The sequence below is a fragment of the Pseudomonas azotoformans genome (assembly GCF_001579805.1).
In the GTDB taxonomy this organism is placed as follows: Bacteria; Pseudomonadota; Gammaproteobacteria; order Pseudomonadales; family Pseudomonadaceae; genus Aquipseudomonas; species Aquipseudomonas azotoformans_A.
Genome location: NZ_CP014546.1, coordinates 2,505,187 through 2,530,709 on the forward strand (window position 1 = coordinate 2,505,187; position 25,523 = coordinate 2,530,709).

Annotated in this window: 24 protein-coding genes and 2 pseudogenes; 15 read left to right on the forward strand and 11 right to left on the reverse strand. The window is 61.1% G+C overall.

Going from position 1 to position 25,523, the window contains the following annotated elements; genetic code table 11:
• Positions 1 to 105 precede the first annotated feature (105 nt).
• A complete protein-coding gene (locus AYR47_RS11590) occupies positions 106 to 1,047 on the forward strand; it encodes an AEC family transporter (protein ID WP_033899317.1) in 942 nt (313 codons plus the stop codon).
• Here the strand turns inward: AYR47_RS11590 and AYR47_RS11595 are convergent.
• Genes AYR47_RS11595 through gatC form a run of 6 tightly spaced genes read right to left on the reverse strand, consistent with a single transcriptional unit; the run spans position 1,044 to position 6,156 of the window.
• The gene (locus tag AYR47_RS11595) at positions 1,044 to 1,424 is read right to left on the reverse strand and encodes a carboxymuconolactone decarboxylase family protein (RefSeq protein WP_017530104.1); all 381 of its coding nucleotides are present in this window, start codon (positions 1,422 to 1,424) and stop codon (positions 1,044 to 1,046) included. The genes AYR47_RS11590 and AYR47_RS11595 overlap by 4 nt on opposite strands.
• Positions 1,421 to 2,467: a calcium/sodium antiporter gene (locus tag AYR47_RS11600; RefSeq protein WP_033899324.1), complete on the reverse strand. Its 1,047-nt coding sequence runs from the start codon at positions 2,465 to 2,467 to the stop codon at positions 1,421 to 1,423. The genes AYR47_RS11595 and AYR47_RS11600 overlap by 4 nt, the downstream gene beginning before the upstream one ends.
• A 56-nt stretch (positions 2,468 to 2,523) precedes the next feature.
• Positions 2,524 to 2,895, reverse strand: coding sequence for a septal ring lytic transglycosylase RlpA family protein (locus tag AYR47_RS11605; RefSeq protein ID WP_016976221.1), 372 nt, complete (start codon positions 2,893 to 2,895; stop codon positions 2,524 to 2,526).
• 49 nt (positions 2,896 to 2,944) lie between these two features.
• Positions 2,945 to 4,390, reverse strand: a complete 1,446-nt coding sequence (gene gatB, locus AYR47_RS11610; RefSeq protein WP_033899327.1) for an Asp-tRNA(Asn)/Glu-tRNA(Gln) amidotransferase subunit GatB — start codon at positions 4,388 to 4,390, stop codon at positions 2,945 to 2,947.
• A 10-nt stretch (positions 4,391 to 4,400) separates the two neighbouring features.
• Positions 4,401 to 5,852, reverse strand: coding sequence for an Asp-tRNA(Asn)/Glu-tRNA(Gln) amidotransferase subunit GatA (gatA, locus tag AYR47_RS11615; protein WP_061435326.1), 1,452 nt, complete (start codon positions 5,850 to 5,852; stop codon positions 4,401 to 4,403).
• A gap of 16 nt (positions 5,853 to 5,868) precedes the next feature.
• Positions 5,869 to 6,156, reverse strand: coding sequence for an Asp-tRNA(Asn)/Glu-tRNA(Gln) amidotransferase subunit GatC (gene gatC / locus AYR47_RS11620; RefSeq protein ID WP_016976218.1), 288 nt, complete (start codon positions 6,154 to 6,156; stop codon positions 5,869 to 5,871).
• 210 nt (positions 6,157 to 6,366) lie between these two features.
• Between gatC and mreB the strand changes: the two genes are divergently transcribed.
• From mreB to tldD, 8 genes and pseudogenes are all read left to right on the forward strand, one after another.
• The gene (gene mreB, locus AYR47_RS11625; RefSeq protein ID WP_002555108.1) at positions 6,367 to 7,404 is read left to right on the forward strand and encodes a rod shape-determining protein MreB; all 1,038 of its coding nucleotides are present in this window, start codon (positions 6,367 to 6,369) and stop codon (positions 7,402 to 7,404) included.
• A gap of 170 nt (positions 7,405 to 7,574) precedes the next feature.
• The gene (gene mreC, locus AYR47_RS11630) at positions 7,575 to 8,645 is read left to right on the forward strand and encodes a rod shape-determining protein MreC (protein ID WP_061435328.1); all 1,071 of its coding nucleotides are present in this window, start codon (positions 7,575 to 7,577) and stop codon (positions 8,643 to 8,645) included.
• The gene (gene mreD, locus AYR47_RS11635) at positions 8,645 to 9,133 is read left to right on the forward strand and encodes a rod shape-determining protein MreD (protein WP_016976217.1); all 489 of its coding nucleotides are present in this window, start codon (positions 8,645 to 8,647) and stop codon (positions 9,131 to 9,133) included. Before mreC ends, mreD begins: the two co-directional genes overlap by 1 nt.
• 51 nt (positions 9,134 to 9,184) lie before the next feature.
• Positions 9,185 to 9,782: pseudogene (locus AYR47_RS11640) on the forward strand (Maf family protein).
• Between the two features lie 70 nt (positions 9,783 to 9,852).
• Positions 9,853 to 11,310 carry a ribonuclease G gene (gene rng, locus AYR47_RS11645; protein WP_010213134.1) on the forward strand — a complete coding sequence of 486 codons (1,458 nt, stop codon included), beginning with the start codon at positions 9,853 to 9,855 and terminating at the stop codon, positions 11,308 to 11,310.
• A gap of 76 nt (positions 11,311 to 11,386) precedes the next feature.
• Positions 11,387 to 15,202, forward strand: a complete 3,816-nt coding sequence (locus tag AYR47_RS11650) for a YhdP family protein (RefSeq protein ID WP_061435331.1) — start codon at positions 11,387 to 11,389, stop codon at positions 15,200 to 15,202.
• 48 nt (positions 15,203 to 15,250) lie between these two features.
• Positions 15,251 to 16,099 carry a carbon-nitrogen hydrolase family protein gene (locus tag AYR47_RS11655; protein ID WP_061435333.1) on the forward strand — a complete coding sequence of 283 codons (849 nt, stop codon included), beginning with the start codon at positions 15,251 to 15,253 and terminating at the stop codon, positions 16,097 to 16,099.
• A gap of 16 nt (positions 16,100 to 16,115) precedes the next feature.
• Positions 16,116 to 17,559, forward strand: a pseudogene (tldD, locus tag AYR47_RS11660) (metalloprotease TldD).
• 47 nt (positions 17,560 to 17,606) lie between these two features.
• On the opposite strand, the gene yjgA reads toward tldD, so the two are convergent.
• On the reverse strand, positions 17,607 to 18,128 hold the full coding sequence (gene yjgA, locus AYR47_RS11665; RefSeq protein ID WP_033899348.1) for a ribosome biogenesis factor YjgA: 522 nt from the start codon (positions 18,126 to 18,128) through the stop codon (positions 17,607 to 17,609).
• Between the two features lie 108 nt (positions 18,129 to 18,236).
• Between yjgA and pmbA the strand changes: the two genes are divergently transcribed.
• From pmbA to AYR47_RS11695, 6 genes are all read left to right on the forward strand, one after another.
• Positions 18,237 to 19,583 (forward strand): metalloprotease PmbA, encoded by a 1,347-nt coding sequence (gene pmbA / locus AYR47_RS11670; protein ID WP_033899352.1) that lies wholly within the window; start codon positions 18,237 to 18,239, stop codon positions 19,581 to 19,583.
• Between the two features lie 150 nt (positions 19,584 to 19,733).
• Positions 19,734 to 20,129 (forward strand): hypothetical protein, encoded by a 396-nt coding sequence (locus tag AYR47_RS11675; RefSeq protein WP_033899355.1) that lies wholly within the window; start codon positions 19,734 to 19,736, stop codon positions 20,127 to 20,129.
• On the forward strand, positions 20,122 to 21,498 hold the full coding sequence (locus AYR47_RS11680) for a class II fumarate hydratase (RefSeq protein WP_061435335.1): 1,377 nt from the start codon (positions 20,122 to 20,124) through the stop codon (positions 21,496 to 21,498). The genes AYR47_RS11675 and AYR47_RS11680 overlap by 8 nt, the downstream gene beginning before the upstream one ends.
• 27 nt (positions 21,499 to 21,525) lie before the next feature.
• Positions 21,526 to 21,954 (forward strand): hypothetical protein, encoded by a 429-nt coding sequence (locus AYR47_RS11685; RefSeq protein WP_016976210.1) that lies wholly within the window; start codon positions 21,526 to 21,528, stop codon positions 21,952 to 21,954.
• 1 nt (position 21,955) lies between these two features.
• Positions 21,956 to 22,567: a superoxide dismutase gene (locus AYR47_RS11690; protein WP_033899365.1), complete on the forward strand. Its 612-nt coding sequence runs from the start codon at positions 21,956 to 21,958 to the stop codon at positions 22,565 to 22,567.
• A 33-nt stretch (positions 22,568 to 22,600) separates the two neighbouring features.
• On the forward strand, positions 22,601 to 23,494 hold the full coding sequence (locus AYR47_RS11695) for a ZIP family metal transporter (protein ID WP_016976208.1): 894 nt from the start codon (positions 22,601 to 22,603) through the stop codon (positions 23,492 to 23,494).
• 37 nt (positions 23,495 to 23,531) lie between these two features.
• Here AYR47_RS11695 and AYR47_RS11700 read toward each other — a convergent pair whose 3' ends face one another.
• From AYR47_RS11700 to hpf, 4 genes are read right to left on the reverse strand one after another with little or no spacing between them, the layout of a single operon-like run.
• Positions 23,532 to 23,804 carry an HPr family phosphocarrier protein gene (locus AYR47_RS11700; protein ID WP_016974292.1) on the reverse strand — a complete coding sequence of 91 codons (273 nt, stop codon included), beginning with the start codon at positions 23,802 to 23,804 and terminating at the stop codon, positions 23,532 to 23,534.
• 16 nt (positions 23,805 to 23,820) lie between these two features.
• Entirely contained in the window at positions 23,821 to 24,678 is an 858-nt protein-coding gene (gene rapZ, locus AYR47_RS11705) for an RNase adapter RapZ (RefSeq protein ID WP_028618857.1), read from the reverse strand.
• 2 nt (positions 24,679 to 24,680) lie between these two features.
• Positions 24,681 to 25,145: a PTS IIA-like nitrogen regulatory protein PtsN gene (gene ptsN, locus AYR47_RS11710; RefSeq protein ID WP_061435337.1), complete on the reverse strand. Its 465-nt coding sequence runs from the start codon at positions 25,143 to 25,145 to the stop codon at positions 24,681 to 24,683.
• A 10-nt stretch (positions 25,146 to 25,155) separates the two neighbouring features.
• The gene (hpf, locus tag AYR47_RS11715) at positions 25,156 to 25,461 is read right to left on the reverse strand and encodes a ribosome hibernation-promoting factor, HPF/YfiA family (protein ID WP_003171804.1); all 306 of its coding nucleotides are present in this window, start codon (positions 25,459 to 25,461) and stop codon (positions 25,156 to 25,158) included.
• Positions 25,462 to 25,523: the final 62 nt, after the last annotated feature.

Below are 25,523 nucleotides of genomic sequence, written 5' to 3' on the forward strand. Positions count from 1 at the left end.
CCCAGCGCGAGCAAGCTCCCTCGCCACAAGCGCTAGACCAGACGAAGCGGCCTACACTGGCTTATCATTAGCCACCTAACGACGCTCACCAAGGTTCTCCCCGGCATGCTGGCAATTTTCCTCACGACCCTGACCATCACCGCGCCGGTGTTTGCCATGCTGTTTCTGGGGGTGCTGCTCAAGCGCATCAACTGGATCAACGACAATTTCATCCACACGGCCTCGTCCCTGGTGTTTAACGTCACCATGCCGGCGCTGCTGTTCCTCGGTATCTTGCATGCCGACCTGCACTCGGCGCTCAAGCCGGGGCTGCTGATCTACTTTGCGGTTGCGACCTTGCTCAGCTTCGCCCTGGCCTGGGGCTGGGCGATCTTTCGTTGCCCGCGTGAAGACCGGGGCATCTACACCCAGGGCGCGTTTCGCGGCAATAACGGTGTGATTGGCTTGGCGCTGGCGGCCAGCATGTACGGTGACTATGGGATTTCCCTTGGTGCGATTCTCGCGGCGCTGGTGATCCTGTTCTACAACACGCTGTCGACCATCGTGCTGGCGGTGTACAGCCCGGTGATCAAGTCCGATCCGTGGAGCATCTGCAAAAGTGTGGTGGCCAACCCGTTGATCATCAGCGTGATCGTGGCGGCACCGTTCGCTTATTTTCAGATTGGCCTGCCGGGCTGGTTGGAAAAATCCATGCAGTATCTGGCCGATACCACCTTGCCGTTGGCCTTGATCTGCATTGGCGGCACCTTGTCCCTGGCAGCGTTGCGCAAGAGCGGCAATAGGGCGCTGAGCGCGAGTTTGATGAAGATGGTCTGGCTGCCGGTGGCGGCGACCTTGGGCGCGTGGTTGCTGGGCTTTCGCGGGCCAGAGTTGGGGATTCTGTTCCTGTACTTCGGTGCGCCGACCGCAGCCGCCAGTTTTGTGATGGCCAGGGCGGCCGAGGGTAATCATGAGCTGGCGGCGGCGATTATCGTGATCACCACCTTGATGGCGGCGGTGACCACGAATATCGGGATCTTCGTGTTGCAGGCCGGCGGCTGGATCTAGCCTTCTTTCTGGTAGGTGTCGATCACTTCCTGGGCGGCGCGGAACGCATCAATCGCCGCCGGCACACCGGCATACACCGCGCAATGCAGCAACGCCTCGCGAATCTCTTCCACGGTACAGCCATTGTTCAACGCGCCGCGCACGTGACCTTTGAGTTCCTGCGGGCACTTGAGCGCGGTCAGGGCGGCGAGGGTGATCAGGCTGCGGGTTTTCAGCGGCAAGCCTTCGCGGTTCCACACACTGCCCCAGGCGTGCTCGTTGACGAAATCCTGCAGCGGCTGGGTGAACTCGGTGGCATTGCCCAGGGCGCGGTCGACGAACACATCGCCCATGACCTGGCGACGCATCTCAACCCCGGGCTTTTTCTGATCGGTCATTGCGATTCCCTCTTGTGTTGGCGGCGCCAGGCTCGCAGCGTGCTGAACAACAGAAAAGCCACCAGCACTGGCAGGACGTAATACAGCATCAGGTGTTCAAGCTGGGTGGCCAGGGGCATGCCCGTAGTAAAGGCCATCACGTGCAACCCATACGCCAGGTACAGGCCCAGCAACACCAGGCCTTCGGCGCGGGTCACCCGGTACCCGGTGTAGAACACCGGCAGGCACAGCACCACCACGCCGAGCATCACCGGCAGGTCGAAGTCCAGGGCATTGGGCGATACCGACAGCGGCGAGGGCGCGAGCAGCGCGGTCAGGCCCAATACGCCCAGCAGGTTGAACAGGTTGCTGCCAATCACGTTGCCCACGGCGATGTCCCGCTCGCCGCGCAGGGCGGCAATCAGCGAGGTCGCCAGGCATGGCAGCGAGGTGCCGACGCCGATCAAGGTCAGGCCGATCACACGTTCCGACAGGCCCAGGTCGCTCGCCACATCCACCGCCGCGCCCAACAACAAATGGCCGGCCAGCACCAGGATCAGCAGCCCGCCGAGCATCAGCAACACGCTGCTCAGCCAGGGCGCGCGGGCTACGGTGTCCAGTGTGCGTGGGCGGCGGGAATGGCGCGTTTGGTAATGCAGCACGCCGAGGTAGGCGACCAGGGCAACCAGCAACAGCAAGCCATCAAGCGGCGTGAGTTCTTCGTTGGCGGCGAGGGTGAACACCAGCAGCCCGGCCAGGATCATCACCGGAATATCCAGGCGCACCAGTTGGCGTGAGACCCGCAACGGAATGATCAGCGCCGACAGCCCGAGGGTCACGAGGATGTTGAAGATGCTGCTGCCGATCACACTGCCCACGGCGATATCGGTGTTGCCGGCCAGGGTGGCTTGCAGGCTGACGGTCATCTGTGGCGCGCTGCTGCCGAAGGCGACGATTGTCAGGCCGATGATCAGCGGTCGCACCTTGAGGCTCGCGGCCAGGCGCACGGCGGCGCGCACCAGGATTTCGGCGCCGATGATCAGCAGCACCAGGCCGCTGACCAATTCCAGCAGGCTCCAGGGCGAGAGGGCGGTTAATCCGAAAATGGCCTGGGCTCCGTTTAGTTGCTAAGCGCTTGTACGCGCACTCGCGCCGTACCGCTGCTGATCATACCCAGCTGTTCGGCTGCCTTGCGTGAAAGATCGATCAGGCGCCCACGGGTATGCGGGCCGCGATCGTTGATGCGGACAACCACGGATTTGTCGTTGTCGAGATTGGTGACCTTGACCTGGGTGCCGAACGGCAATTGCCGGTGGGCGGCGGTCAGGGCGTTCTGGTTGAAGGGTTCACCGCTGGCGGTCTTTTTGCCATGGTGCCGGGCGCCGTAATAGGAGGCGGTGCCGGTTTCGTCGTAGCCGTTGGGGTTGATGACGCCGCTGGCGCAGCCGGCCAACAGGGAGAACAAGGCCAGGAGGCCGAGTAGACGCTTCATGCAAGGTGTCCCCGAAAAAGTGCGCCCCCGAAGGGGCGCGTGTCGCTGGTCAGCCTTCGAGCTTGCTTTTCAGCAATTCGTTCACCTGTTGCGGGTTGGCCTTGCCCTTGGAGGCTTTCATCGCCTGACCCACAAAGAAGCCGAACATCTTGCCGCGCTTGGCCTCGTCTGCCGCACGGTATTGCTCGACCTGCTCGGCGTTGGCTGCGAGCATTTCATCCAATACGGCCGAAATTGCGCCGCTGTCGGTGACTTGCTTGAGGCCACGCTGCTCGATGATCTCGTCCGCGCTGCCTTCGCCTGCGGCCATGGCTTCGAACACGGTCTTGGCGATCTTGCCGGAGATGGTGTTGTCCTTGATGCGCAACAGCATGCCGCCCAATTGCTCTGCGGTGACCGGGGCTTCGTCGATTTCCAGGCCCTGTTTGTTCAACAGGCTGCCCAGCTCAACCATCACCCAGTTGGCCGCCAGTTTGGCGTCGCCGGCAATGCTCACGACTTTTTCGAAGTAGTTGGCTTGTTCACGGCTGGAGGCCAAGACGCTGGCATCGTAGACCGACAGGCCGAACTGCGCCTGGAAGCGCTCGCGTTTCTGCTGCGGCAGTTCCGGCAGGGTGGCGCGCACGTCATTGAGGAACGAGTCCTCGATGACCACCGGCAACAAGTCCGGGTCGGGGAAGTAACGGTAGTCGTTGGCTTCCTCTTTGCTGCGCATGGCGCGGGTTTCGTCTTTGTTCGGGTCGTACAGGCGCGTTTGCTGGATGACCTTGCCGCCGTCTTCGATCAGCTCGATCTGGCGGCGTACTTCGCTGTTGATCGCCTTCTCGATGAAGCGGAACGAGTTGACGTTCTTGATCTCGCAGCGAGTGCCGTACTCGGCTTGGCCCTTTGGACGGATCGACACGTTGCAGTCGCAACGCAGCGAGCCTTCGGCCATGTTGCCGTCGCAAATGCCCAGGTAACGCACCAGCGCGTGGATGGTCTTGACGTAGGCCACGGCTTCCTTGGCGCTGCGCATGTCCGGCTCGGAGACGATTTCCAGCAGCGGTGTACCGGCGCGGTTCAAGTCGATACCGGTGGCGCCTGGGAATTCTTCGTGCAGGCTCTTGCCGGCGTCTTCTTCAAGGTGCGCACGGGTCACGCCGACGCGCTTGATGGTGCCGTCTTCCAGGGGGATGTCCAGGTGGCCCTTGCCGACGATCGGCAGTTCCATCTGGCTGATCTGGTAGCCCTTGGGCAGGTCCGGGTAGAAGTAGTTCTTGCGCGCGAACACGTTGTGCTGGCCGATCTCGGCGTCAATCGCCAGGCCGAACATCACCGCCATGCGCACCGCTTCCTGGTTCAGCACTGGCAAAACGCCGGGCATGCCCAGGTCGACCAGGCTGGCCTGGGTGTTCGGCTCGGAGCCAAACGTGGTGGCGCTACCGGAGAAAATCTTCGATTGGGTGGCGAGCTGGGTATGAATCTCCAGCCCGATCACAACTTCCCATTGCATAGTGTTCTCCTCAGAAGCCGGTAGGGGTGCGAGTGTGCCAGTCGGTGTTCAACTGGTACTGGTGCGCCACATTGAGCAGGCGGCCTTCCTGGAAATACGGGGCGAGCAATTGCACGCCGACCGGCAGGCCATCGACGAAACCGGCTGGCATGGACAAGCCCGGCAGGCCCGCGAGGTTGGCGGTGATGGTGTACAGGTCTTCGAGGTACGCAGCCACCGGATCGCCGTTCTTGGCGCCGAGCTTCCAGGCCGGGTTCGGCGTGGTTGGGCCGAGGATCACGTCGACCTGTTCAAAGGCGGCCATGAAGTCGTTCTTCACCAGGCGACGGATCTTCTGCGCCTTGAGGTAGTAAGCGTCGTAGTAGCCGGCCGACAGGGCGTAGGCACCGACCATGATCCGGCGTTGGACTTCGGCACCGAAGCCTTCGCCACGAGAGCGCTTATAAAGGTCGGTGAGGTCTTTCGGGTTTTCGCAGCGGTAGCCGAAACGCACGCCGTCGAAACGCGACAGGTTCGAGGAAGCTTCTGCCGGTGCGATCACGTAGTACGCAGGAATCGCGTGCTGGTTGTTCGGCAGGCTGATTTCCTTGATCACGGCACCGAGGCTTTCCAGCGTCTTGACGCTGTTGTGCACCAGCTCAGCAATGCGCGGGTCGAGACCGGCACTGAAGTATTCCTTCGGCACGCCGATGCGCAGGCCCTTGAGCGAGGTGTTCAGGCTGGCGCTGTAATCCGGCACGGGCTCATCGATGCTGGTGGAGTCCTGTTTATCGAAGCCTGCCATGCCTTGTAACAAAATTGCGCAGTCTTCGGCGGTGCGCGCCAAAGGGCCTCCCTGATCGAGGCTGGAGGCGTAGGCGATCATGCCCCAACGGGAAACGCGACCGTAGGTCGGCTTCAGGCCGGTGAGGTTGGTGAAGGCTGCTGGCTGGCGGATCGAACCGCCCGTGTCGGTGGCCGTAGCCGCCGGCAGGAAGCGCGCGGCAACCGCGGCCGCCGAACCACCCGACGAACCGCCGGGCACGTGCTCCAGGTTCCACGGGTTTTTCACCGCGCCGTAGTAGCTCGACTCGTTGGCCGAACCCATGGCGAATTCGTCCATGTTGGTCTTGCCCAGGGTCACGGCCCCGGCGGCGGCCAGCTTGGACACCACGGTGGCGTCGTAGGGTGCTTTAAAGTTGTCGAGCATCTTCGAGCCGCAACTGGTGCGAATGCCCTGGGTGCAGAACAGGTCTTTGTGGGCGATTGGAGCGCCCAGCAGCGCGCCATTTTCACCGTTGGCGCGACGTGCGTCGGCGGCCTTGGCCTGGCTCAGGGCCAGTTCTTCGGTGAGGCTGATGAAGCTGTTGACCGCAGGATCCAGCTCGGCGATGCGCGCTAGCAAGGTCTTGGTCAGCTCTTCGGAAGAAAACTTTTTGTCGGCGAGACCGCGGGCGATCTCGGCCAGAGTCATGTGATGCATTGCAGGCTCTTTCCCTTTAGTCGATGACTTTCGGAACCAGGTACAGGCCGTTTTCGACCGCTGGCGCGATGGACTGGTAGGCCTCGCGATTATTACTTTCGGTCACGACGTCTGCGCGCAGGCGCTGGTTGGCTTCCAACGGGTGAGCCAGGGGCTCGATACCGTCGGTGTTCACGGCCTGCATTTGGTCGACCAGCCCGAGAATGCTGTTCAGGGCTGCGGTGGTCTGTGGAAGATCGGCATCATTAAGGCCAAGCGAGGCCAGGTGCGCGATTTTTTCCACGTCGGAGCGTTCAAGCGTCATGGGAATCTCCAGTGGAAAACAGAACGGAGGCTGTCCGTGTGTTAGATTGTCGGAACACTACCGCATTTCTACGGTCTTACGGCCGCGATTGTGGGGTTAGGTGCACAGAAAGTCGGCCAATTTAGCACATTGGCGCCTTGCCCAAAATCCCTGTCGTTGTTAGAGTTTGCCGCACTTTTTTACCCACGCGTTGCCTAGGGTCCCTTTCCCATGTTCAAGAAACTGCGTGGCATGTTTTCCAGCGATCTTTCCATTGACCTGGGCACTGCCAACACCCTTATTTACGTGCGCGAGCGCGGTATCGTCCTGAATGAGCCATCGGTTGTGGCTATTCGGACGCACGGTAACCAGAAAAGTGTCGTTGCCGTCGGCACCGAGGCCAAGCGCATGCTCGGCCGTACACCGGGCAATATTGCCGCCATTCGTCCGATGAAAGACGGCGTGATCGCCGACTTCAGCGTCTGCGAGAAGATGCTGCAGTACTTCATCAACAAGGTTCACGAAAACAGTTTCCTGCAGCCCAGCCCTCGTGTGCTGATCTGCGTTCCGTGCAAGTCCACCCAGGTTGAGCGTCGTGCCATCCGTGAATCGGCCCTTGGTGCCGGTGCCCGTGAAGTGTTCCTGATCGAAGAGCCAATGGCGGCTGCGATCGGTGCCGGCCTGCCGGTTGAAGAAGCACGCGGTTCGATGGTGGTGGATATCGGTGGTGGTACCACTGAAATCGCCCTGATCTCCCTGAACGGTGTGGTCTATGCCGAATCCGTACGTGTCGGCGGCGACCGTTTCGACGAAGCGATCATTACTTATGTACGTCGTAACTACGGCAGCCTGATCGGTGAATCCACCGCAGAGCGCATCAAGCAGGAAATCGGCACTGCCTACCCAGGCGGCGAAGTGCGCGAAGTTGACGTGCGCGGTCGCAACCTGGCCGAAGGCGTTCCACGTGCCTTCACCCTGAACTCCAATGAAGTGCTGGAAGCTCTGCAAGAGTCCCTGGCTACCATCGTTCAGGCGGTGAAAAGCGCCCTGGAGCAATCGCCGCCGGAACTGGCTTCCGACATCGCCGAGCGTGGCCTGGTGCTCACCGGTGGTGGCGCCTTGCTGCGCGACCTCGACAAGCTGCTGGCCCAAGAGACTGGCCTGCCGGTGATCGTCGCCGAAGACCCGCTGACTTGCGTTGCCCGTGGCGGTGGTCGTGCACTGGAAATGATGGATAAACACACCATGGACCTGCTTTCCAGCGAATAAGCATTTGCTGATTAGCCCATGTTTCGCCCGCAGGCAGCACTTTGCAGTGCTGCCTGCGGGCGTTTATCTTCTTCAATCTGCATCCAGGCCGGTTAGATGCCGTATGAATAAAGAGAACATTTGCCTGGGAGGAGCGGCTTATTAAACCGCTTTTCGCCAAAGGCCCCTCATTGGGCGTGCGCCTGTTGGTGCTGGTCGTGCTTTCGGTCGCGCTGATGGTGGTCGACGCCCGCTTTGCACTGCTCAAGCCCGTGCGCAGCCAGATGTCGCTGGTGTTGATGCAGACTTACTGGATCACCGACCTGCCGCAACGTCTGTACCAGGGCGTGGCCAGCCAATTTGGCAGCCGCACCGAACTGGTTGCCGAAAACGAAAAACTCAAGACCGAAAACCTGCTGTTGCAGGGGCGCATGCAAAAGCTCGCGGCCCTCACCGAGCAGAACGTTCGGCTGCGCGAGTTGCTCAATTCTTCTGCGCTGGTCAATGAAAAGGTCGAAGTGGCCGAGTTGATCGGCATGGACCCCAACCCCTTCACCCATCGCATCATCATCAACAAGGGTGAGCGCGACGGTGTGGTCCTGGGGCAGCCGGTGCTCGACGCCCGTGGCCTGATGGGCCAAGTGGTTGAGCTGATGCCCTACACCTCGCGGGTATTGTTGCTGACGGACACCACCCACAGCATTCCGGTGCAGGTGAACCGCAACGGCCTGCGTGCGATTGCCAGCGGCACCGGTAACCCGGAGCGTCTGGAATTGCGCCACGTGGCCGATACCGCCGACATCAAGGAAGGCGACCTGCTGGTCAGCTCCGGCCTGGGTCAGCGTTTCCCGGCGGGTTACCCGGTGGCGACGGTGAAGGAAGTGATCCACGATTCCGGTCAGCCGTTCGCCATTGTGCGTGCCGTGCCGACGGCTGCGTTGAACCGCAGTCGCTACCTGTTGCTGGTGTTCAGCGACAACCGTACGCCGGAAGAGCGCGCCAACGACGCCGCGCAGGCCCAGGAAGCGGAAGACAAGCAAAACGGTACAGCGCCGATCGTTCCGGCGACTGTGCCCAAGCCGGCATTCGTCGGGCCGCCTGCACCGACGGCGGCTCCGGCAGCGCCCGTCGCCACCCCGGTCAAGCCGGCCGCTCACAACACGCGCCCCGCCAAGCCCGCCGTGACTAAACCACCGGCCGCGACCCCGGCTGCCAAGCCACCGGCAACTGCTCCGGCAACCATGCGGCAGAGGGAGGAATAATGGCCAGTACTCATTCGCGCAACGGCTGGATCGTCTGGCTCACCTTTGCTATCGGTATGCTGCTGAGCGTTTCGCCCTTGCCGCAGTTCATGGAAATTCTGCGCCCGCTTTGGCTGGCGCTGTTGCTGGCGTTCTGGTCGCTGAACCTGCCGCACAAAGTCGGCATGGTCACAGCGATGTTCCTGGGCTTGGCGGAGGATGTGCTCTATGGCACCTTGCTGGGTCAGAACGCGTTGATCCTGACGCTGATCACCTTCCTGGTGCTGTCGTTGCAACAACGCCTGCGCATGTTCCCGATGTGGCAGCAATGCCTGGTGATCCTTGTGATCTTCGGCCTGGCGCAGTTGGTTCAGCTATGGCTGAGTGCGTTGACCGGTAACCGCCAGCCAACCCTGGCACTGGTATTGCCGGCGTTGGTCAGTGCCTTGCTGTGGCCATGGATCAGCTTCGGTCTGCGTGGATTGCGTCGTCGCTATAAAATCAATTGAATGGATTGCGAGGCTCTGCCTGGTTATCGAACCCTACAGGGAGAGTCTGCAATGAATTCGCTTTACCTGGCCTCGGGCTCCCCGAGGCGGCGTGAACTGCTGACCCAGATCGGTGTGCCTTTCACCGTGGTCAGTGCCGCTATCGATGAAACTCCTCTTACAAGCGAATCCGCCGTTTCCTACGTCGAGCGCCTTGCGCGTGGCAAGGCGACGGCGGGTTTGGCTGTGCTCGAAAACACCTACGACGCCTGTGTGTTGGGTGCCGATACCGCCGTAATCGTCGATGGAAAAATCCTCGGTAAGCCCGTCGATCAGGCCGATGCCCTGGCCATGTTGATGGCGCTGGCGGGGCGTGAGCATGAAGTGCTCACTGCCATTGCCCTCACCGATGGCCAGCGCTGCGAGACTGTTTGTGTAAGCAGTCGTGTACGGTTTCGCGAGATTTCCGTCGAGGAAGCAACCACCTACTGGCACAGTGGCGAGCCCCAGGACAAAGCGGGCGGCTATGCTATCCAAGGGTTGGGCTCGGTGTTCGTCGCAGGGCTCAATGGCAGTTATTCCGCCGTGGTAGGGCCTGCCGGTGTGCGAAACCGCGCAACTGCTCGGCCAATTCGGCATACCCTGTTGGCAAAACCTTACCGCGCGCTGAACGCCGTACTCCAGCGCCCAGCCTTAAGCGATCGGTCACTATTGTGAAAACGCCTGAACGAGACCCAGCCATGAGTGAAGAGATTCTGATCAATATCACGCCGATGGAATCGCGCGTGGCGGTGGTAGAGAACGGTGTTCTGCAAGAAGTGCACGTGGAGCGCACCCAGAAGCGTGGGATCGTCGGCAATATCTACAAAGGCAAGGTGGTGCGGGTTTTGCCAGGCATGCAGGCGGCCTTCGTCGACATCGGCCTGGACCGTGCCGCGTTTATCCATGCTTCGGAAATTTCCCTGCGCGAAGGGCCAGCGGTAGAAAGCATCAGCGCCCTGGTACACGAAGGGCAGAGCCTGGTGGTGCAAGTCACCAAGGACCCCATCGGCTCCAAAGGCGCGCGCCTGACCACGCAACTGTCGATTCCGTCGCGTTACCTGGTGTACATGCCACGCACTGCCCATGTTGGCATTTCCCTGAAGATCGAAGACGAAGCCGAGCGCGAGCGCCTGAAAAAGGTGGTCAGCGACTGCGTGGCGGCCGAAGGTATCAAGGAGGCGGGCGGTTTTATCCTGCGCACTGCCGCAGAAGGCGCCGGTGCCGATGAGATCCTCATGGACATCCGCTACCTGCGGCGCCTGTGGGATCAGATCGGTGCCCAGATCAAGACCATCGGCGCGCCCAGCGTGATCTATGAAGACCTCGGCCTGGCCCTGCGCACGCTGCGCGACCTGGTCAGCCCGAAGATTGAGAAAATTCGCATCGACTCGCGGGAAACCTTCCAGCGCACCACGCAGTTTGTTGCCGAGTTGATGCCGGAAATTGCCGACCGCCTGGAACACTATCCCGGCGAGCGACCGATCTTCGACCTGTATGGCGTCGAAGACGAAATCCAGAAAGCCCTGGAACGCAAGGTGCCGCTCAAGTCCGGTGGCTACCTGGTGGTGGACCCGGCGGAAGCCATGACCACCATCGACGTCAACACCGGCGCGTTCGTCGGCCATCGCAACCTCGAAGAAACCATCTTCAAGACCAACCTCGAAGCGGCCACCGCGATCGCGCGCCAACTGCGCCTGCGTAACCTGGGCGGCATCATCATCATCGACTTCATCGACATGGAAGATGAAGAACACCAGCGCCAGGTGCTGCGTACCCTGGAAAAACAGCTGGAGCGCGATCACGCCAAGACCAACATCATTGGCATCACCGAGCTGGGCCTGGTGCAGATGACCCGCAAGCGCACCCGCGAAAGCCTGGAACAAGTGCTGTGCGAGCCGTGCAGCAGTTGCCAGGGCCGCGGTAAATTGAAGACCCCGGAAACCGTTTGCTACGAGATTTTCCGCGAAATCCTGCGAGAGGCACGAGCCTACCAGGCCGAGGGTTACAGAGTGCTCGCCAACCAGAAAGTGGTCGACCGGCTGCTGGACGAAGAATCCGGTAACGTTGCCGAACTGGAGGGGTTTATCGGGCGCACGATACGCTTCCAGGTCGAAACCATGTATTCCCAGGAACAATACGACGTGGTGCTGCTCTGATCCCCATTCGCTTACCTTTTATGAGACAGGCAGGCCTTGATCTGCCGTCCGACTACTGCCTTGAGGGTCGCCTGACATGGAGCGTCTGATACGCTTTTTTGCCGCTTTGACCCGTTGGGGTCTGGGCCTCTGTGCCTTGCTGCTGGTATTGGCAGCGGTGTATGTGAGCCTGGGTCGAGAGTTGACGCCACTGGTGGCCGAGTACCGTGCGGAGATTGAAGCCAAGGCCCAGGCTGCGGTGGACATGCCGTTGCACATTGGCAGTCTTGAGGGCCGCTGGAGCGGCTTCGCGCCGGTATTGCGGGCCCATGATGTGATGGTAGGCGAGGGCAGCAGTGCCTTGCGCCTGGACCAGGTCGAAGTGGTGCCGGACATGTGGGCCAGCCTGATGGCCCGCGAAGTGCGTATTGCTCATCTGCAGGTCAGTGGCTTGCAGCTCAGCGTCAAGGAAGACAAGGACGGCAAATGGGCCTTGCAAGGCCTCCCTGTGCAGGACGACCAACCCGTCGACCCTGAGCAACTGCTCAAGAACATGCAAAAGGTCAAGCGCGTGTCGCTGCTCGACAGCCAAGTGACCTTGCAGCCGTTTGACCAAGCGCCTGTGACCCTGACGTATGTAGGCCTGAGCCTGCACACCGGCGTCACCCGCCAACGCCTGGATGCGCGTCTGACCCTGCCCGACGGCCAGCCCTTGGCGGTGAGCCTGCGCACGCGTATCCGCGCCAGCCAGTGGAAGGACGGCGAGGTCCAGGCTTACCTGAGCCTGCCGCAAAGCGACTGGGCCAAGTGGATTCCGGCCAAGCTGACCCAGCAATGGAAGCTCAGCCAATTCAAGGCCGGCGGTGAATTCTGGCTGACCTGGGCCAAAGGTACTGTGCAGAGCGCAGTAGTGCGCCTCAACTCGCCGCAGGTAAAAGGCAGCTACGCCGATCGCAAACCTGTGCATATCGAGAATCTGGCGCTCACCGCCTACCTGCAACGCAGCGATAGCGGTCTCAAGGTGCTGTTCGACTCGCTAGCGATGAACCTGGGGGAAACCCGCTGGGAGTCGCGCCTGCAACTTCAGCAAACCCTGGCTACCGACAAGGATCAGGAAGTCTGGAAGCTCCAGGCCGACCGCCTGGATCTGACGCCGATCACGCCACTGCTCAATGCCCTGGCGCCGTTGCCGGAAGGTTTTGCCAAGACCATTCAGCACCTCAAGGCGACGGGCCTGCTGCGTAATGTGCTGGTGGATTTTCGCCCTCAAGACACCACCGATCAAAAAGTCAGCTTCGCCGCCAACCTCGAGCGCATCGGTTTTGATGCCTACTTTGGCGCGCCGGCCGCGCGCAACGTGTCCGGCAGCATCAGCGGTGACCTGGGGCACGGCGAGTTGCGCATGGACAGCAAGGACTTTTCCCTGCACCTCGACCCGATCTTTGCCAAGCCGTGGCAGTACATCCAGGCCAACGCACGCCTGACATGGAAGCTCGACAAGGAAGGCTTCACCCTGATCGCGCCCTACATCAAGGTGTTGGGTGAGGAGGGCAAAGTCGCTGCGGATTTCTTGATTCGCCTGCACTTTGACCACAACCAGGAAGACTATATGGACCTCCGGGTCGGCATGGTCGATGGCGATGGGCGATTCACCCCCAAATACCTGCCGGCGGTGTTAAGTCCTGCGTTGGATGAGTGGCTGCGCACGGCGATTCTCAAGGGCGCGGTGGACCAGGGCTTCTTCCAGTACCAGGGTTCGCTGAACCACGACGCACTGCCGGCCTCGCGCAATATCAGTCTGTTCTTCAAGGTGCATGACGCCGAACTGGCGTTCCAGCCGGGCTGGCCGCATGTGAGCAAGGTCAATGGCGAAGTGTTTGTCGAGGAAAGCGGCGTACGCATCCTGGCCAGCAAGGGCCAGTTGCTCGACACCAAGGTCAGGGACGTCTACGTCAATATCCCCCACGCGCCGGAGGGCAAGGACAGTCATCTGTTACTGACCGGCGGGTTTGCCGGTGGTTTGGGCGATGGTTTGAAAATCCTCCAGGAAGCGCCGATCGGCACCGCATCGACCTTTGCCGGCTGGAAGGGGGAGGGCGACCTGCAAGGCAGCCTTGACCTGGATGTGCCGTTGGCGAAGGGCACCGAGCCGAAAATCGTGGTGGACTTCAAGACGGATAAAGCGCGCCTGCAACTGGCCGAGCCGACTCTGGACCTCACTCAGCTCAAGGGCGATTTCCGCTTCGACAGCGCCAAAGGCCTCAGTGGCCAGAACATCACGGCCCAGGCGTTTGACCGGCCGATCACGGCGCAGATCGTTGCCGATGGCAAGCCGGGCAATATCAGCACGCGTGTGAATGCCAGGGGCCAGGTGACGGTCAAGCGGCTGACGGACTGGTTGAAAATCAGCCAGCCGTTGCCGGTGTCCGGCGATATTCCCTACCAACTGCAACTGACCCTCGACGGCGCCGATAGCCAACTGATGGTCAGCTCCAACCTGAAGGGTGTTGCCGTGGACCTGCCAGCACCGTTCGGCATGCCCGCCAGCCAGGGGCGTGACAGTGTGTTCCGCATGACCTTGCAGGGCGCCGAGCGTCGTTATTGGTTCGACTATGGCGAGCTGGCCAACTTCACCTTTGCGGCGCCGCCGGACAAATTCAATGAAGGGCGCGGTGAGCTTTTCCTGGGTGATGGCGATGCCGTGTTGCCTGGGGCGAAGGGCTTGCGCATTCGCGGCGTGCTGTCTGAACTCGATATCGATCCCTGGAAGAAGTTGGTTGACCGCTACGCGGGCAACGATCCGGGCGGCAGCGCCAAGCAGTTGCTCAGCGGCGCTGACTTCAAGGTGGGCAAGCTGACCGGTTTCGGCACCCAGTTTGATCAGGTCAATCTACAGCTGGACCGCAAGCCTGCGGCGTGGGGCCTGCAACTCGACAGTCAGCAGGCCAAGGGCACGGTCAACCTGCCGGACGCCAAGGGCGCACCGATTGCGGTCAACCTGCAATATGTGAAGCTGCCGGCGGTGGATCCGACGGTGCAGGCTGACGAAAACGCGCCGGACCCCTTGGCGGGCATCGACCCCAAGGACATTCCGGCGCTGGATATCGGCATTGATCAACTGTTCCAAGGACCGGATCTGATAGGCGCCTGGTCGCTGAAAATCCGCCCGACAGCCAAAGGCCTGGCCTTCAATAACCTGGACCTCGGCCTCAAGGGCATGCAGCTCAAGGGCGCGGGCGGTTGGGAAGGAACGGCAGTCGACAGCAGTAGTTGGTACAAGGGTCGCCTGGATGGCAAGAATATCGGTGATGTACTCAAGGGTTGGGGTTATGCGCCCACTGTCACCAGCCAGGATTTTCACCTGGATGTCGATGGTCGCTGGCCCGGTTCGCCGGCCTATGTCGGGCCCAAGCGTTTTTCCGGCAGCCTGGATGCAGCGTTCCGCAATGGCCAGTTCGTCGAAGTGGAAGGTGGCGCCCAGGCGCTGCGGGTGTTTGGCCTGCTGAACTTCAACTCCATTGGGCGCCGTCTGCGCTTGGACTTTTCGGACTTGCTCGGCAAGGGCTTGAGCTATGACCGGGTCAAAGGGTTGCTGGCGGCGAGCAACGGCGTGTTCGTGACCCGTGAGCCGATCACCATGACCGGGCCTTCGACGAACCTGGAACTCAACGGCACCCTGGACCTGGTCGCAGACCGTGTCGACGCCAAGCTGCTGGTCACCTTGCCGGTGACCAATAACCTGCCGATCGCCGCGCTGATCGTAGGCGCGCCTGCTATCGGCGGTGCGTTGTTCCTGATCGACAAGCTGATTGGTGACCGTGTTGCGCGCTTCGCCAGTGTGCAATACAAGGTGGAAGGCCCGTGGAAGGACCCGAAAATCACCTTCGACAAGCCATTTGAAAAGCCAAACTGAGGGCCTGTGGAGTAGCATGGCCGCATGCCCTTGACGGAGAGACGGCCCATGTCCTTTGCGGTAATTCAAATGGTCAGCCAGAGCGATGTGCTGGCCAACCTGGCCCAGGCCCGGCGTCTGCTGGAGCAAGCGGCCGCGCGCGGTGCGAAGCTGGCAGTATTGCCGGAAAACTTCGCCGCCATGGGCCGCCGCGATGTGGCCGACATCGGTCGCGCCGAAGCACTGGGCGAAGGCCCGATCCTGCCGTGGTTGAAACAGACCGCCCGCGACCTCACCTTATGGATAGTGGCAGGCACTTTGCCGCTGCCGCCAAAGGACCAGCCAAACGCCAAGTCCAATGCCTGCTCATTGCTGGTCGATGATCAGGGTGAAATCGTTGCCCGTTACGACAAGTTGCACCTGTTCGATGTGGATGTCGCCGATGCCCGTGGCCGTTATCGCGAATCCGACGACTATGCTTTCGGAGGCAATGTGGTGGTGGCGGACACGCCCGTCGGCCGCTTGGGCCTGACGGTGTGTTACGACCTGCGCTTCCCTGAGCTGTACAGCGAGTTGCGCGCGGCAGGGGCTGAATTGATTACCGCGCCGTCGGCGTTTACGGCGGTGACCGGCGCGGCGCACTGGGATGTGCTGATTCGCGCACGCGCCATCGAGACCCAGTGCTACCTGCTGGCGGCCGCTCAAGGCGGTGTGCATCCGGGGCCACGGGAAACCCATGGTCATGCGGCGATTGTCGACCCCTGGGGGCGGGTGCTGGCACAACAGGATCAAGGCGAAGCGGTGTTGCTGGCCGCACGCGATAGCACTGAACAAGCGTCGATAAGGGCGCGCATGCCGGTGGTCAACCATCGGCGCTTTTTCTCGCAGGGCGCACAGCGACCTGCTTCGGAACGATGAATTTAAGGCCATACCTATGAGCGAGTTGTTGTCCTCAGTCAGTGATCACCTCCTGGCACCCGGTGGCGTGACCATCGAAAGCTTGCAAACCGTACTCGGCGACCTGGCCGGGCCGGGCATCGACGCGGCCGACCTGTATTTCCAGGGGCAGATTTCCGAGTCCTGGGCCCTGGAAGACGGCATCGTCAAGGAAGGCAGTTTCAACCTCGATCAGGGAGTGGGCGTGCGCGCGCAATCCGGTGAAAAAACCGGCTTTGCCTACAGCAACGCGATCACCCTGGAGGCCTTGGGCCTGGCGGCGCGTGCCGCGCGCTCGATCTCCCGGGCCGGGCAAAATGGCACGGTGCAGGCGTTCAGCACCCAGGACGTGGCGCAGTTGTACGCGCCGGATAACCCTCTGGAAGTGATCAGCCGGGCCGAAAAGGTCGAGCTGCTCAAGCGTATCGACGCCGCCACCCGTGCGCTGGACCCGCGTATCCAGCAGGTCACCGTGAGCATGGCCGGTGTGTGGGAGCGCATTTTGGTGGCCTCCACCGACGGCGGCCTGGCGGCGGATGTACGCCCGTTGGTGCGTTTCAATGTCAGTGTGATCGTCGAACAGAACGGTCGCCGCGAGCGCGGTGGTCATGGCGGCGGCGGGCGTACCGACTACCGTTATTTCCTCACCGACGACCGTGCCATGGGGTACGCCCGTGAAGCGTTGCGCCAGGCGCTGGTCAATCTGGAAGCCATTCCAGCGCCGGCCGGCACTTTACCGGTGGTGTTGGGTTCGGGCTGGTCCGGCGTGCTGCTGCACGAAGCGGTCGGCCATGGCCTGGAAGGTGACTTCAACCGTAAGGGCAGTTCGGCCTACAGCGGGCGCATGGGTGAAATGGTTGCGTCCAAACTCTGCACCATCGTCGATGACGGCACCCTGGCCCGGTCGCCGGGGCTCGCTGAGCGTCGACGACGAAGGCACCCCGACCGAGTGCACCACCCTGATTGAAAACGGTGTGCTCAAGGGCTACATGCAAGACAAGCTCAACGCTCGCCTTATGGGCGTGGCGCGCACCGGTAACGGCCGCCGTGAATCCTATGCGCACCTGCCGATGCCGCGCATGACCAACACCTACATGCTCGGCGGCGAAAGCGACCCGGCCGAGATCATCGCTTCGGTGAAACGCGGTATCTACTGCGCCAACCTCGGGGGTGGCCAGGTGGATATCACCAGCGGCAAGTTCGTGTTCTCCACCAGCGAGGCGTACTTGATCGAAGACGGCAAGATCACCGCGCCGGTCAAAGGTGCGACGTTGATCGGTAACGGTCCGGAAGCCATGAGCAAGGTGTCGATGGTCGGTAACGACCTGTCGCTGGACAGTGGCGTAGGCACCTGCGGGAAAGACGGGCAGTCGGTGCCGGTGGGTGTCGGCCAGCCAACGCTGAAGATTGATGCGATCACCGTGGGTGGCACGGGGTCGTAAGAAAGGTGGAGCTTCGGGTGGCGAAAACCGCCACCCGGGGAAGAGGATCAGCGCAGGCCGCGTTGAGTCTCGTCCAGCTCACGGATGTACTTGAAGATTTTACGGCTGGTGGCCGGCGCCTTGTTATGCGCCAGTTCGTGCTGGGCCTGACGGATCAGGGAGCGCAGTTGCTGGCGGTCCGCGTCCGGGTAGTCCACCACGAATTTCTCCAGCACCGCGTCATCGCCCGAGATCAGGCGGTCACGCCAACGTTCCAGGTTATGGAAGCGTTCGTTGTACTGGCGAGTCGAGGCATCGGTTTGATCGAGCAAGGTCAGAATGGCGTCGATGTCCTGATCGCGCATGAGTTTGCCGATAAACGAGATGTGCCGTTTACGCGCGATATTCGCGGTGTGCTTGGGCGCATCGGCCAGGGCACGACGCATTTCGTCGGTCAGTGGCAGTTTTGCAATCAAGTCTTTTTTGAGCGTTGTAAGGCGCTCGCCGAGGTCAACCAGAGCATGCAGCTCACGTTTGACCTGGGTTTTGCTTTTCTCCCCATCGAGGGAGTCGTCGTAAGAATCAACCATGGTGGCAGTCCGCAAAGAAACGCCGCCATGATAACCAGTCGGGGGCCGCTTGTCCGGCCCGGTCGCTCGATGGCCTTAACCGAAAGCAGAATTTGAGTGGAGAAAACCATGAGTGCAGCCCAAAGCGTCGGTCCGCAAGCGTTACCGGCACTGCAGGAACAAGTCGAGCAGATCCTTGCCGAGGCCAAGCGCCAGGGGGCCAGTGCCTGTGAAGTGGCGGTGTCGCTGGAGCAGGGGCTGTCGACGTCGGTGCGCCAGCGGGAAGTGGAAACCGTTGAGTTCAACCGCGACCAGGGTTTTGGTATCACCTTGTATGTCGGGCAACGCAAAGGTTCGGCCAGTACCTCGGCCAGCGGTCCGGAAGCGATTCGCGAGACGGTGGCGGCTGCGTTGGCAATCGCCAAGCACACCTCCGAGGACGAAAGCTCGGGCCTGGCCGACAAGGCGCTGATGGCCAAGGACCTGAAGGACTTCGATCTGTTTCACGCCTGGGACATCACCCCCGAACAGGCCATTGAAAAGGCGCTGATCTGCGAAGCCGCCGCGTTCGACGCCGATGCCCGCATCAAGAATGCGGATGGCACCACGTTGAGTACGCATCAAGGTTGCCGTGTGTATGGCAACAGCCATGGCTTTATCGGTGGTTATGCGTCCACCCGCCATAGCTTGAGCTGCGTGATGATCGCCGAGGCTGATGGCCAGATGCAACGCGATTACTGGTATGACGTGAACCGCCAGGGCGAGTTGCTGGCGGACCCGGTCAGTATTGGCCAGCGCGCCGCGCAGCGTGCGGCGAGCCGTCTGGGCGCACGCCCGGTACCGACCTGTGAAGTGCCGGTGCTGTTTTCGGCAGAACTGGCCGGTGGGCTGTTTGGCAGTTTCCTGGGGGCGATTTCCGGTGGCAACTTGTACCGCAAATCTTCGTTCCTGGAGGGGGCGATTGGCCAGAAGCTGTTCCCGGAATGGCTGACCATTGATGAGCGCCCGCACTTGATGCGCGCCATGGGCAGTACGTCGTTCGACGGTGATGGTTTGGCGACCTATGCCAAGCCGTTCGTCGAGAAGGGCGAGTTGGTGTCTTACGTGTTGGGCACCTACGCCGGTCGCAAGCTGGGCCTGCCAAGCACCGCAAACTCCGGTGGTGTACACAACCTGTTCGTTACCCATGGCGATGAAGACCAGGCGGCGCTGCTGCGGCGCATGGGGCGCGGCTTGCTGGTGACTGAGCTGATGGGCCATGGCCTGAACATGGTCACCGGTGATTACTCCCGCGGCGCGGCGGGTTTCTGGGTGGAAAATGGCGAGATCCAGTTTGCCGTCCAGGAAGTGACCATCGCCGGCAATATGCGCGACATGTTCAAGCAGATCGTCGCCGTGGGTAATGATCTGGAATTGCGCAGCAACATTCGCACAGGTTCGGTGTTGATAGAGCGGATGACTGTCGCCGGCAGCTAATCCCTCTAACGCGTAAGCCAAAAAGGCGCGCCATCTATCAGGTGGCGCGCCTTTTTTTGTGGGCGTTTTGCAAGCGGATCAATCTGCCGCTATTGTTTTGATTCTCAATATCATTTAATAATAAATATCATTACCGAATGAGCGTGGATCATGAGTTCTGTCCTGCATGAGGATCCTTACTTGGAGAGCTGGCGCTGGATGAGTCGCCAGATTCGCTGCGGCCTCGACCCCAACGAGCCGCGCCTGATCGAACATTACCTCAATGAGGGTCGATACCTAGCGTGCTGCACGGCGACCCATCCGTGGACGATCGCAGAAACTTCATTCCGCCTGCTGCTCGATACCGCCAGCGACATCGCGCTGCCCTGGCATTGGCGCTCCCTGTGCCTGGACCAGGCCTGGCGCCCTCTGCGCGACCTGGAAAAACTCTCCCACTGCGCCTGCCGCCTCAAGCGCTGGCAGTCCTTTGCGTGGCGATTGGCGACCTGCGAATTGCTGCCCTCCCTTTCTGTTTCTGACCTGGTGCAAGGATCTAACGATGAGTAACACCCGTATCGAACGCGACAGCATGGGCGAACTGCAAGTACCTGCCGAGGCCTTGTACGGTGCGCAAACCCAGCGCGCGGTGAACAATTTCCCGATCAGTCATCAACGCATGCCGGCGCAATTCATTCGCGCTCTGATCCTGGCCAAGGCGGCTGCCGCCAAGGTCAACGTCGACCTCAAGCAAATCAGCGAAGGGCAGGGCAAGGCCATCGTCGACGCCGCCCAAGGTTTGCTGGAAGGCGACTTCATGCCGCATTTTCCGGTGGATATCTTCCAGACTGGCTCCGGCACCAGCTCCAACATGAACGCCAACGAAGTGATTGCCACCCTGGCCACGCGCTTGCTCGGCGAGTCGGTCAACCCCAACGACCACGTGAACTGCGGCCAGAGCAGCAACGACATCATCCCGACCACGATCCACGTCAGTGCCGCGCTGGTCCTGCATGAGCAAACCCTCCCGGCCCTGCTGCACCTGGTACAGGTCATCGAGCGGAAAGCCGAAGAGGTTCACCCGTTCATCAAGACCGGCCGTACGCACCTGATGGACGCCATGCCCGTACGCATGAGCCAGGTGCTCAACGGTTGGGCGCAGCAGCTCAAGGCCAATATCGGTCACCTGCAAGATCTTCTGCCGAGCCTGCAAGCACTGGCCCAAGGTGGTACGGCAGTCGGCACCGGGATCAACGCACACCCGGAATTCGCGGCGCGTTTCAGCCAGCAACTGAGCAGCCTGACCGGCGTGAAATTCACACCCGGCAAGAACCTGTTTGCCCTGATTGGCTCGCAGGACACAGCCGTCGCAGTCTCTGGCCAGTTGAAAGCCACCGCCGTGTCGCTGATGAAAATCGCCAACGACCTGCGCTGGATGAACTCCGGCCCACTCGCCGGCCTGGGTGAAATCGAGCTGGAAGGCTTGCAGCCGGGCTCTTCGATCATGCCCGGCAAGGTCAACCCGGTAATTCCGGAAGCCACGGCAATGGTTGCCGCTCAGGTCATCGGCAATGACACGGTGATCACCGTCGCCGGTCAGTCAGGCAACTTCGAGCTGAACGTGATGCTGCCGATCATCGCGCAGAACCTGCTCAGCAGCCTGGAATTACTGGCCAATTCCAGTCGTTTGCTGGCCGACAAGGCCATCGCCAGCTTCAAGGTCAACGAAGCCAAGCTCAAGGAAGCGCTGTCGCGCAACCCGATCCTGGTGACCGCACTCAACCCGATCATCGGTTACCAAAAGGCTGCTGAAATCGCCAAGAAGGCCTATCAACAAGGCCGTCCGGTGATTGAGGTCGCTCTTGAACACACCGACTTGCCGCGCAGCCAACTGGAGATCCTGCTGGACCCGGAAAAGCTCACCGCTGGCGGTGTGTAATCACCGACCCTGCTTTGGAGGCTCACCATGGAGCACTGGAAACGCACGATCGAACGGGCCAATCGCTGCTTTATGGCGGGCGAGTTGGTTGACGCTCGCGAGGCCTATTTGCAAGCCCTGGCCCTGGCCCAAGTGTTGTTCGAACGCTGGGCGGATGCCGACGAAGCAGTGGCGGCTTGCGTCATTTCCCATCACAACCTGGCGGACCTGCACCTGCGCCTGAACCAGCCGGAGGAGAGCGCTGAGTACCTGTGCGCTATCCATCAGCGCTTGTTGCAGACCATGCAGGACTCGCGTCTGAGCCCGCAATTGCGCGAAGCGGCGTTGCGTCAGAGCAGCAAGACCTACGTCGAGCTATTGAATTTCATCAGCGATCACGGCGAGTACCCGCGCACTCATCGCCTGTTGGGTGGCGCTGCGGCGCAACCCGCCACTCCTCATTACGGAGCACATTGATATGACTTATACCCTGCCTGCATTGCCTTACGCCTATGACGCCCTGGAACCGCATATCGATGCGCAAACCATGGAAATCCACTACACCAAGCACCACCAAACCTACATCAACAACCTCAACGCTGCCGTCGAGGGCACCGAGTTCGCCGGTTGGCCGGTCGAGAAGCTGGTCTCCAGCGTGCAGCAACTGCCAGAAAAACTGCGCGCAGCGGTGATCAATCAGGGCGGTGGGCATGCCAACCACTCGCTGTTCTGGGCGGTGATGTCGCCTAAAGGCGGCGGCAAGCCCGAGGGCGTACTGGGCAAAGCCATCGACGAACAACTGGGCGGCTTCGACAGCTTCAAGGAGGCTTTCACCAAGGCCGCGTTGACCCGTTTCGGCAGCGGCTGGGCCTGGCTGAGCGTCACCCCGCAAAAGACCTTGGTGGTGGAAAGCAGCGGTAACCAGGACAGCCCGCTGATGAACGGCAACACGCCGATACTCGGTCTGGACGTGTGGGAGCACGCCTACTACCTGCTGTACCAGAACCGCCGTCCGGAATACATCAATGCCTTCTACAGTGTTATCAACTGGCCAGAAGTCGCCGCACGCTATCAGGCCGCCGTGGCCTGATATTCACCTTCATAACAAGATCTAAGGCCGACTATGGGCACTGAAACACTGGCGATCAGCAGCGGGCGGATGTTTCGTTACGCATTTGGCTCGCTGCTGCTGTTGGCAGGTACTGCATTGCTGGTGGCCCATGGGCTGGCCTGGCTGAACCTGGAACCGCGCATTCTGCGCGCCCTGCAGGGCGGATCCATCTGCGCACTCGGCACGGCGCTCGGTGCGGTGCCGGTGCTGGTTATTCGACGGATGCCGGTGGCGTTGAGCGATACGCTGCTGGGGTTTGGGGCTGGAGTCATGCTGGCGGCGACAGCGTTTTCGCTGATCGTGCCGGGCATTGCCGCGGCTGAAGGCCTGGGCCTTTCGCCCTGGGGCGCCAGTGGTTTGATCAGTTTTGGCATCATGTTGGGTGCTTTCGGGCTGTATCTGGTGGATCGCAAGGTCTCCGGCGCCAGCCCGGAAATGCTGGTGGGCACGCCGGAAAAACCGGTGATTCCGCCGCGTATCTGGCTGTTCGTGTTTGCCATCATCGCCCACAACATCCCGGAGGGTATGGCGGTCGGCGTCTCGGCGGGCGGTGGCATGCCGGATGCCGACAGCCTGGCCATGGGCATTGCCTTGCAGGATGTGCCCGAAGGGTTGGTGATTGCGTTGGTGTTGGCCGGGGCGGGGATGTCGCGGGTCAAGGCGTTCCTGATCGGCGCGGCATCAGGTCTGGTGGAGCCGGTATTTGCTGTGCTCTGCGCCTGGTTGGTGAGCCTGGCCGAGGTGCTCTTACCGCTGGGGCTGGCCCTGGCAGCCGGCGCGATGCTGTTGGTGGTGACTCACGAAGTGATCCCCGAGTCACGACGCAATGGCCACGAAAAACTCGCCAGCCTGGGGCTGTGCATCGGGTTCTGCTTGATGATGGTGATGGATACCGCGTTGGGGTGAAGCCGTTGCGGCTTCACGCCTGTCTCAAAGGGTGAGCTTACTCACCCTCATCAAAGAAGTTATTGATCAGCGCTACCAGTGCGGCCATCGCTTCGTCTTCCTGCTCACCTTCTGTCTTCAAATGAATCTTGGTGCCCTTGCCGGCTGCCAACATCATCATCGCCATGATGCTTTTACCGTCGACCATGGACTCTGGCGTGCGACCGGCGCGGATCTGGCAGGGAAACTGCCCGGCCACGCCGACGAATTTGGCCGAGGCACGGGCGTGCAGGCCCAGTTTGTTGATGATTTCAATTTCCAGAGCGGGCATCGCGAAGGTGTTCCTTTCAGCTAAGGTCGCGGTGGCGGACCTGGACGTTCTTGAGGGTTTGTTGCAACACCTGGCCCAGGCGCTCGGTCAAGTAGACGGAGCGGTGGTGCCCGCCGGTGCAGCCGATGGCAATGGTGACATAGGCGCGGTTGCTTGCGGCAAAACGCGGTAGCCATTTGAGCAGGTAGCTGGAGATGTCCTGGAACATCTCCTCCACATCCGGTTGCGCGGCCAGGTAATCGGCCACGGGCTGATCCAGCCCCGACTGTTCACGCAGTTCCGGCTTCCAGTAAGGGTTGGGCAGGCAGCGCACATCGAACACCAGGTCGGCGTCCACTGGCATGCCGCGCTTGAACCCAAACGACTCCACCAGAAACGCCGTACCCGGCTCCGGCTGGTTCAGCAGGCGCAGCTTGATGGCATCACGCAACTGGTACAGGTTGAGGCTGGTGGTGTTGATCTTGAGGTCGGCGAGGTCAATGATCGGGCCCAGCAGCTTGGTTTCGTCTTCGATGGCTTCGGCCAGGGAGCGGTGAGGGCTGCTGAGGGGGTGACGCCGGCGGGTTTCGGAGAACCGCTTGAGCAGGGTCTCTTCATCGGCGTCCAAGTACAGCACGTCGCAATGAATGTGCTTGGCCCGTACTTCCTCGAGCAATTGCGGGAATCGCTCAAGGTGGCTGGGCAGGTTGCGGGCATCAATCGAAACGGCGACCAGGGGTTGCGCCAGTTCGGTGTGGATCAACGCGCGTTCCGCCAGTTCCGGCAGCAGGCCGGCGGGCAGGTTGTCGATGCAATAGAAACCGTTGTCCTCAAGCACATTGAGGGCGGTACTTTTACCCGAGCCGGAGCGGCCGCTGACGATGATCAAACGCATGGTTACTGCCCGTTCTGTTCATCCAGGACAACCTGATACAGCGCCTCGTTGCTGCTGGCACTGCGCAGTTTGTCACGTACTTCCTTGCGGTCGAGCATGCTGGCGATCTGCCGGAGCAGTTCCAGGTGCGCATCGGTGGCGGCTTGCGGGACCAGCAGAACGAACAGCAGGTCAACCGGGGCGCCGTCGATCGCATCGAAATCAATGGGGGCTTCCAGGTGCAGCAGGGCGCTGACGGGGGTTTCGCAGCCCTTGAGACGGCAGTGAGGAATGGCGATGCCGTTGCCAAAACCGGTGGAACCGAGTTTTTCACGGGCAATCAGCGCGTCGAAGACATCTTGCATCTCCAGATCCGGCACTTCGCGCGCGATCAGGTTGGCAATTTGTTCGAGGGCTTTCTTCTTGCTGCCGCCCGGCACGTTCACGAGGGAACGGCCGGGGGTCAGGATGGTTTCAAGTCGGATCATGGGGGGAGGGTTAACGACCTGTACCTTGCATCAGGTGCAGATTCTTTTCCTTATGCTTTATGAGTTGGCGGTCAAGCTTGTCGTAGAGCGAGTCAATCGCCGCGTACATGTCTTCATGCTCCGCATTGGCGACCAGCTTTGCATTCGGTACGTGCAGGGTGGCCTCGATTTTCTGCTTGAGCTTATCGACCTCCATGATGACCTGCACGTTGGTGATTTTGTCAAAATGCCCTGCCAGCTTGTTCAGCTTGCTTTCGGTGTATTCACGCAGGGGTTTGGTGACTTCCAGCTGGTGTCCACTGATGTTGACTTGCATACAGCTTCTCCTTCGTTGCCAGTGCATAAAGCGGTGGGCAGGAATACCCACCACTGGAACGC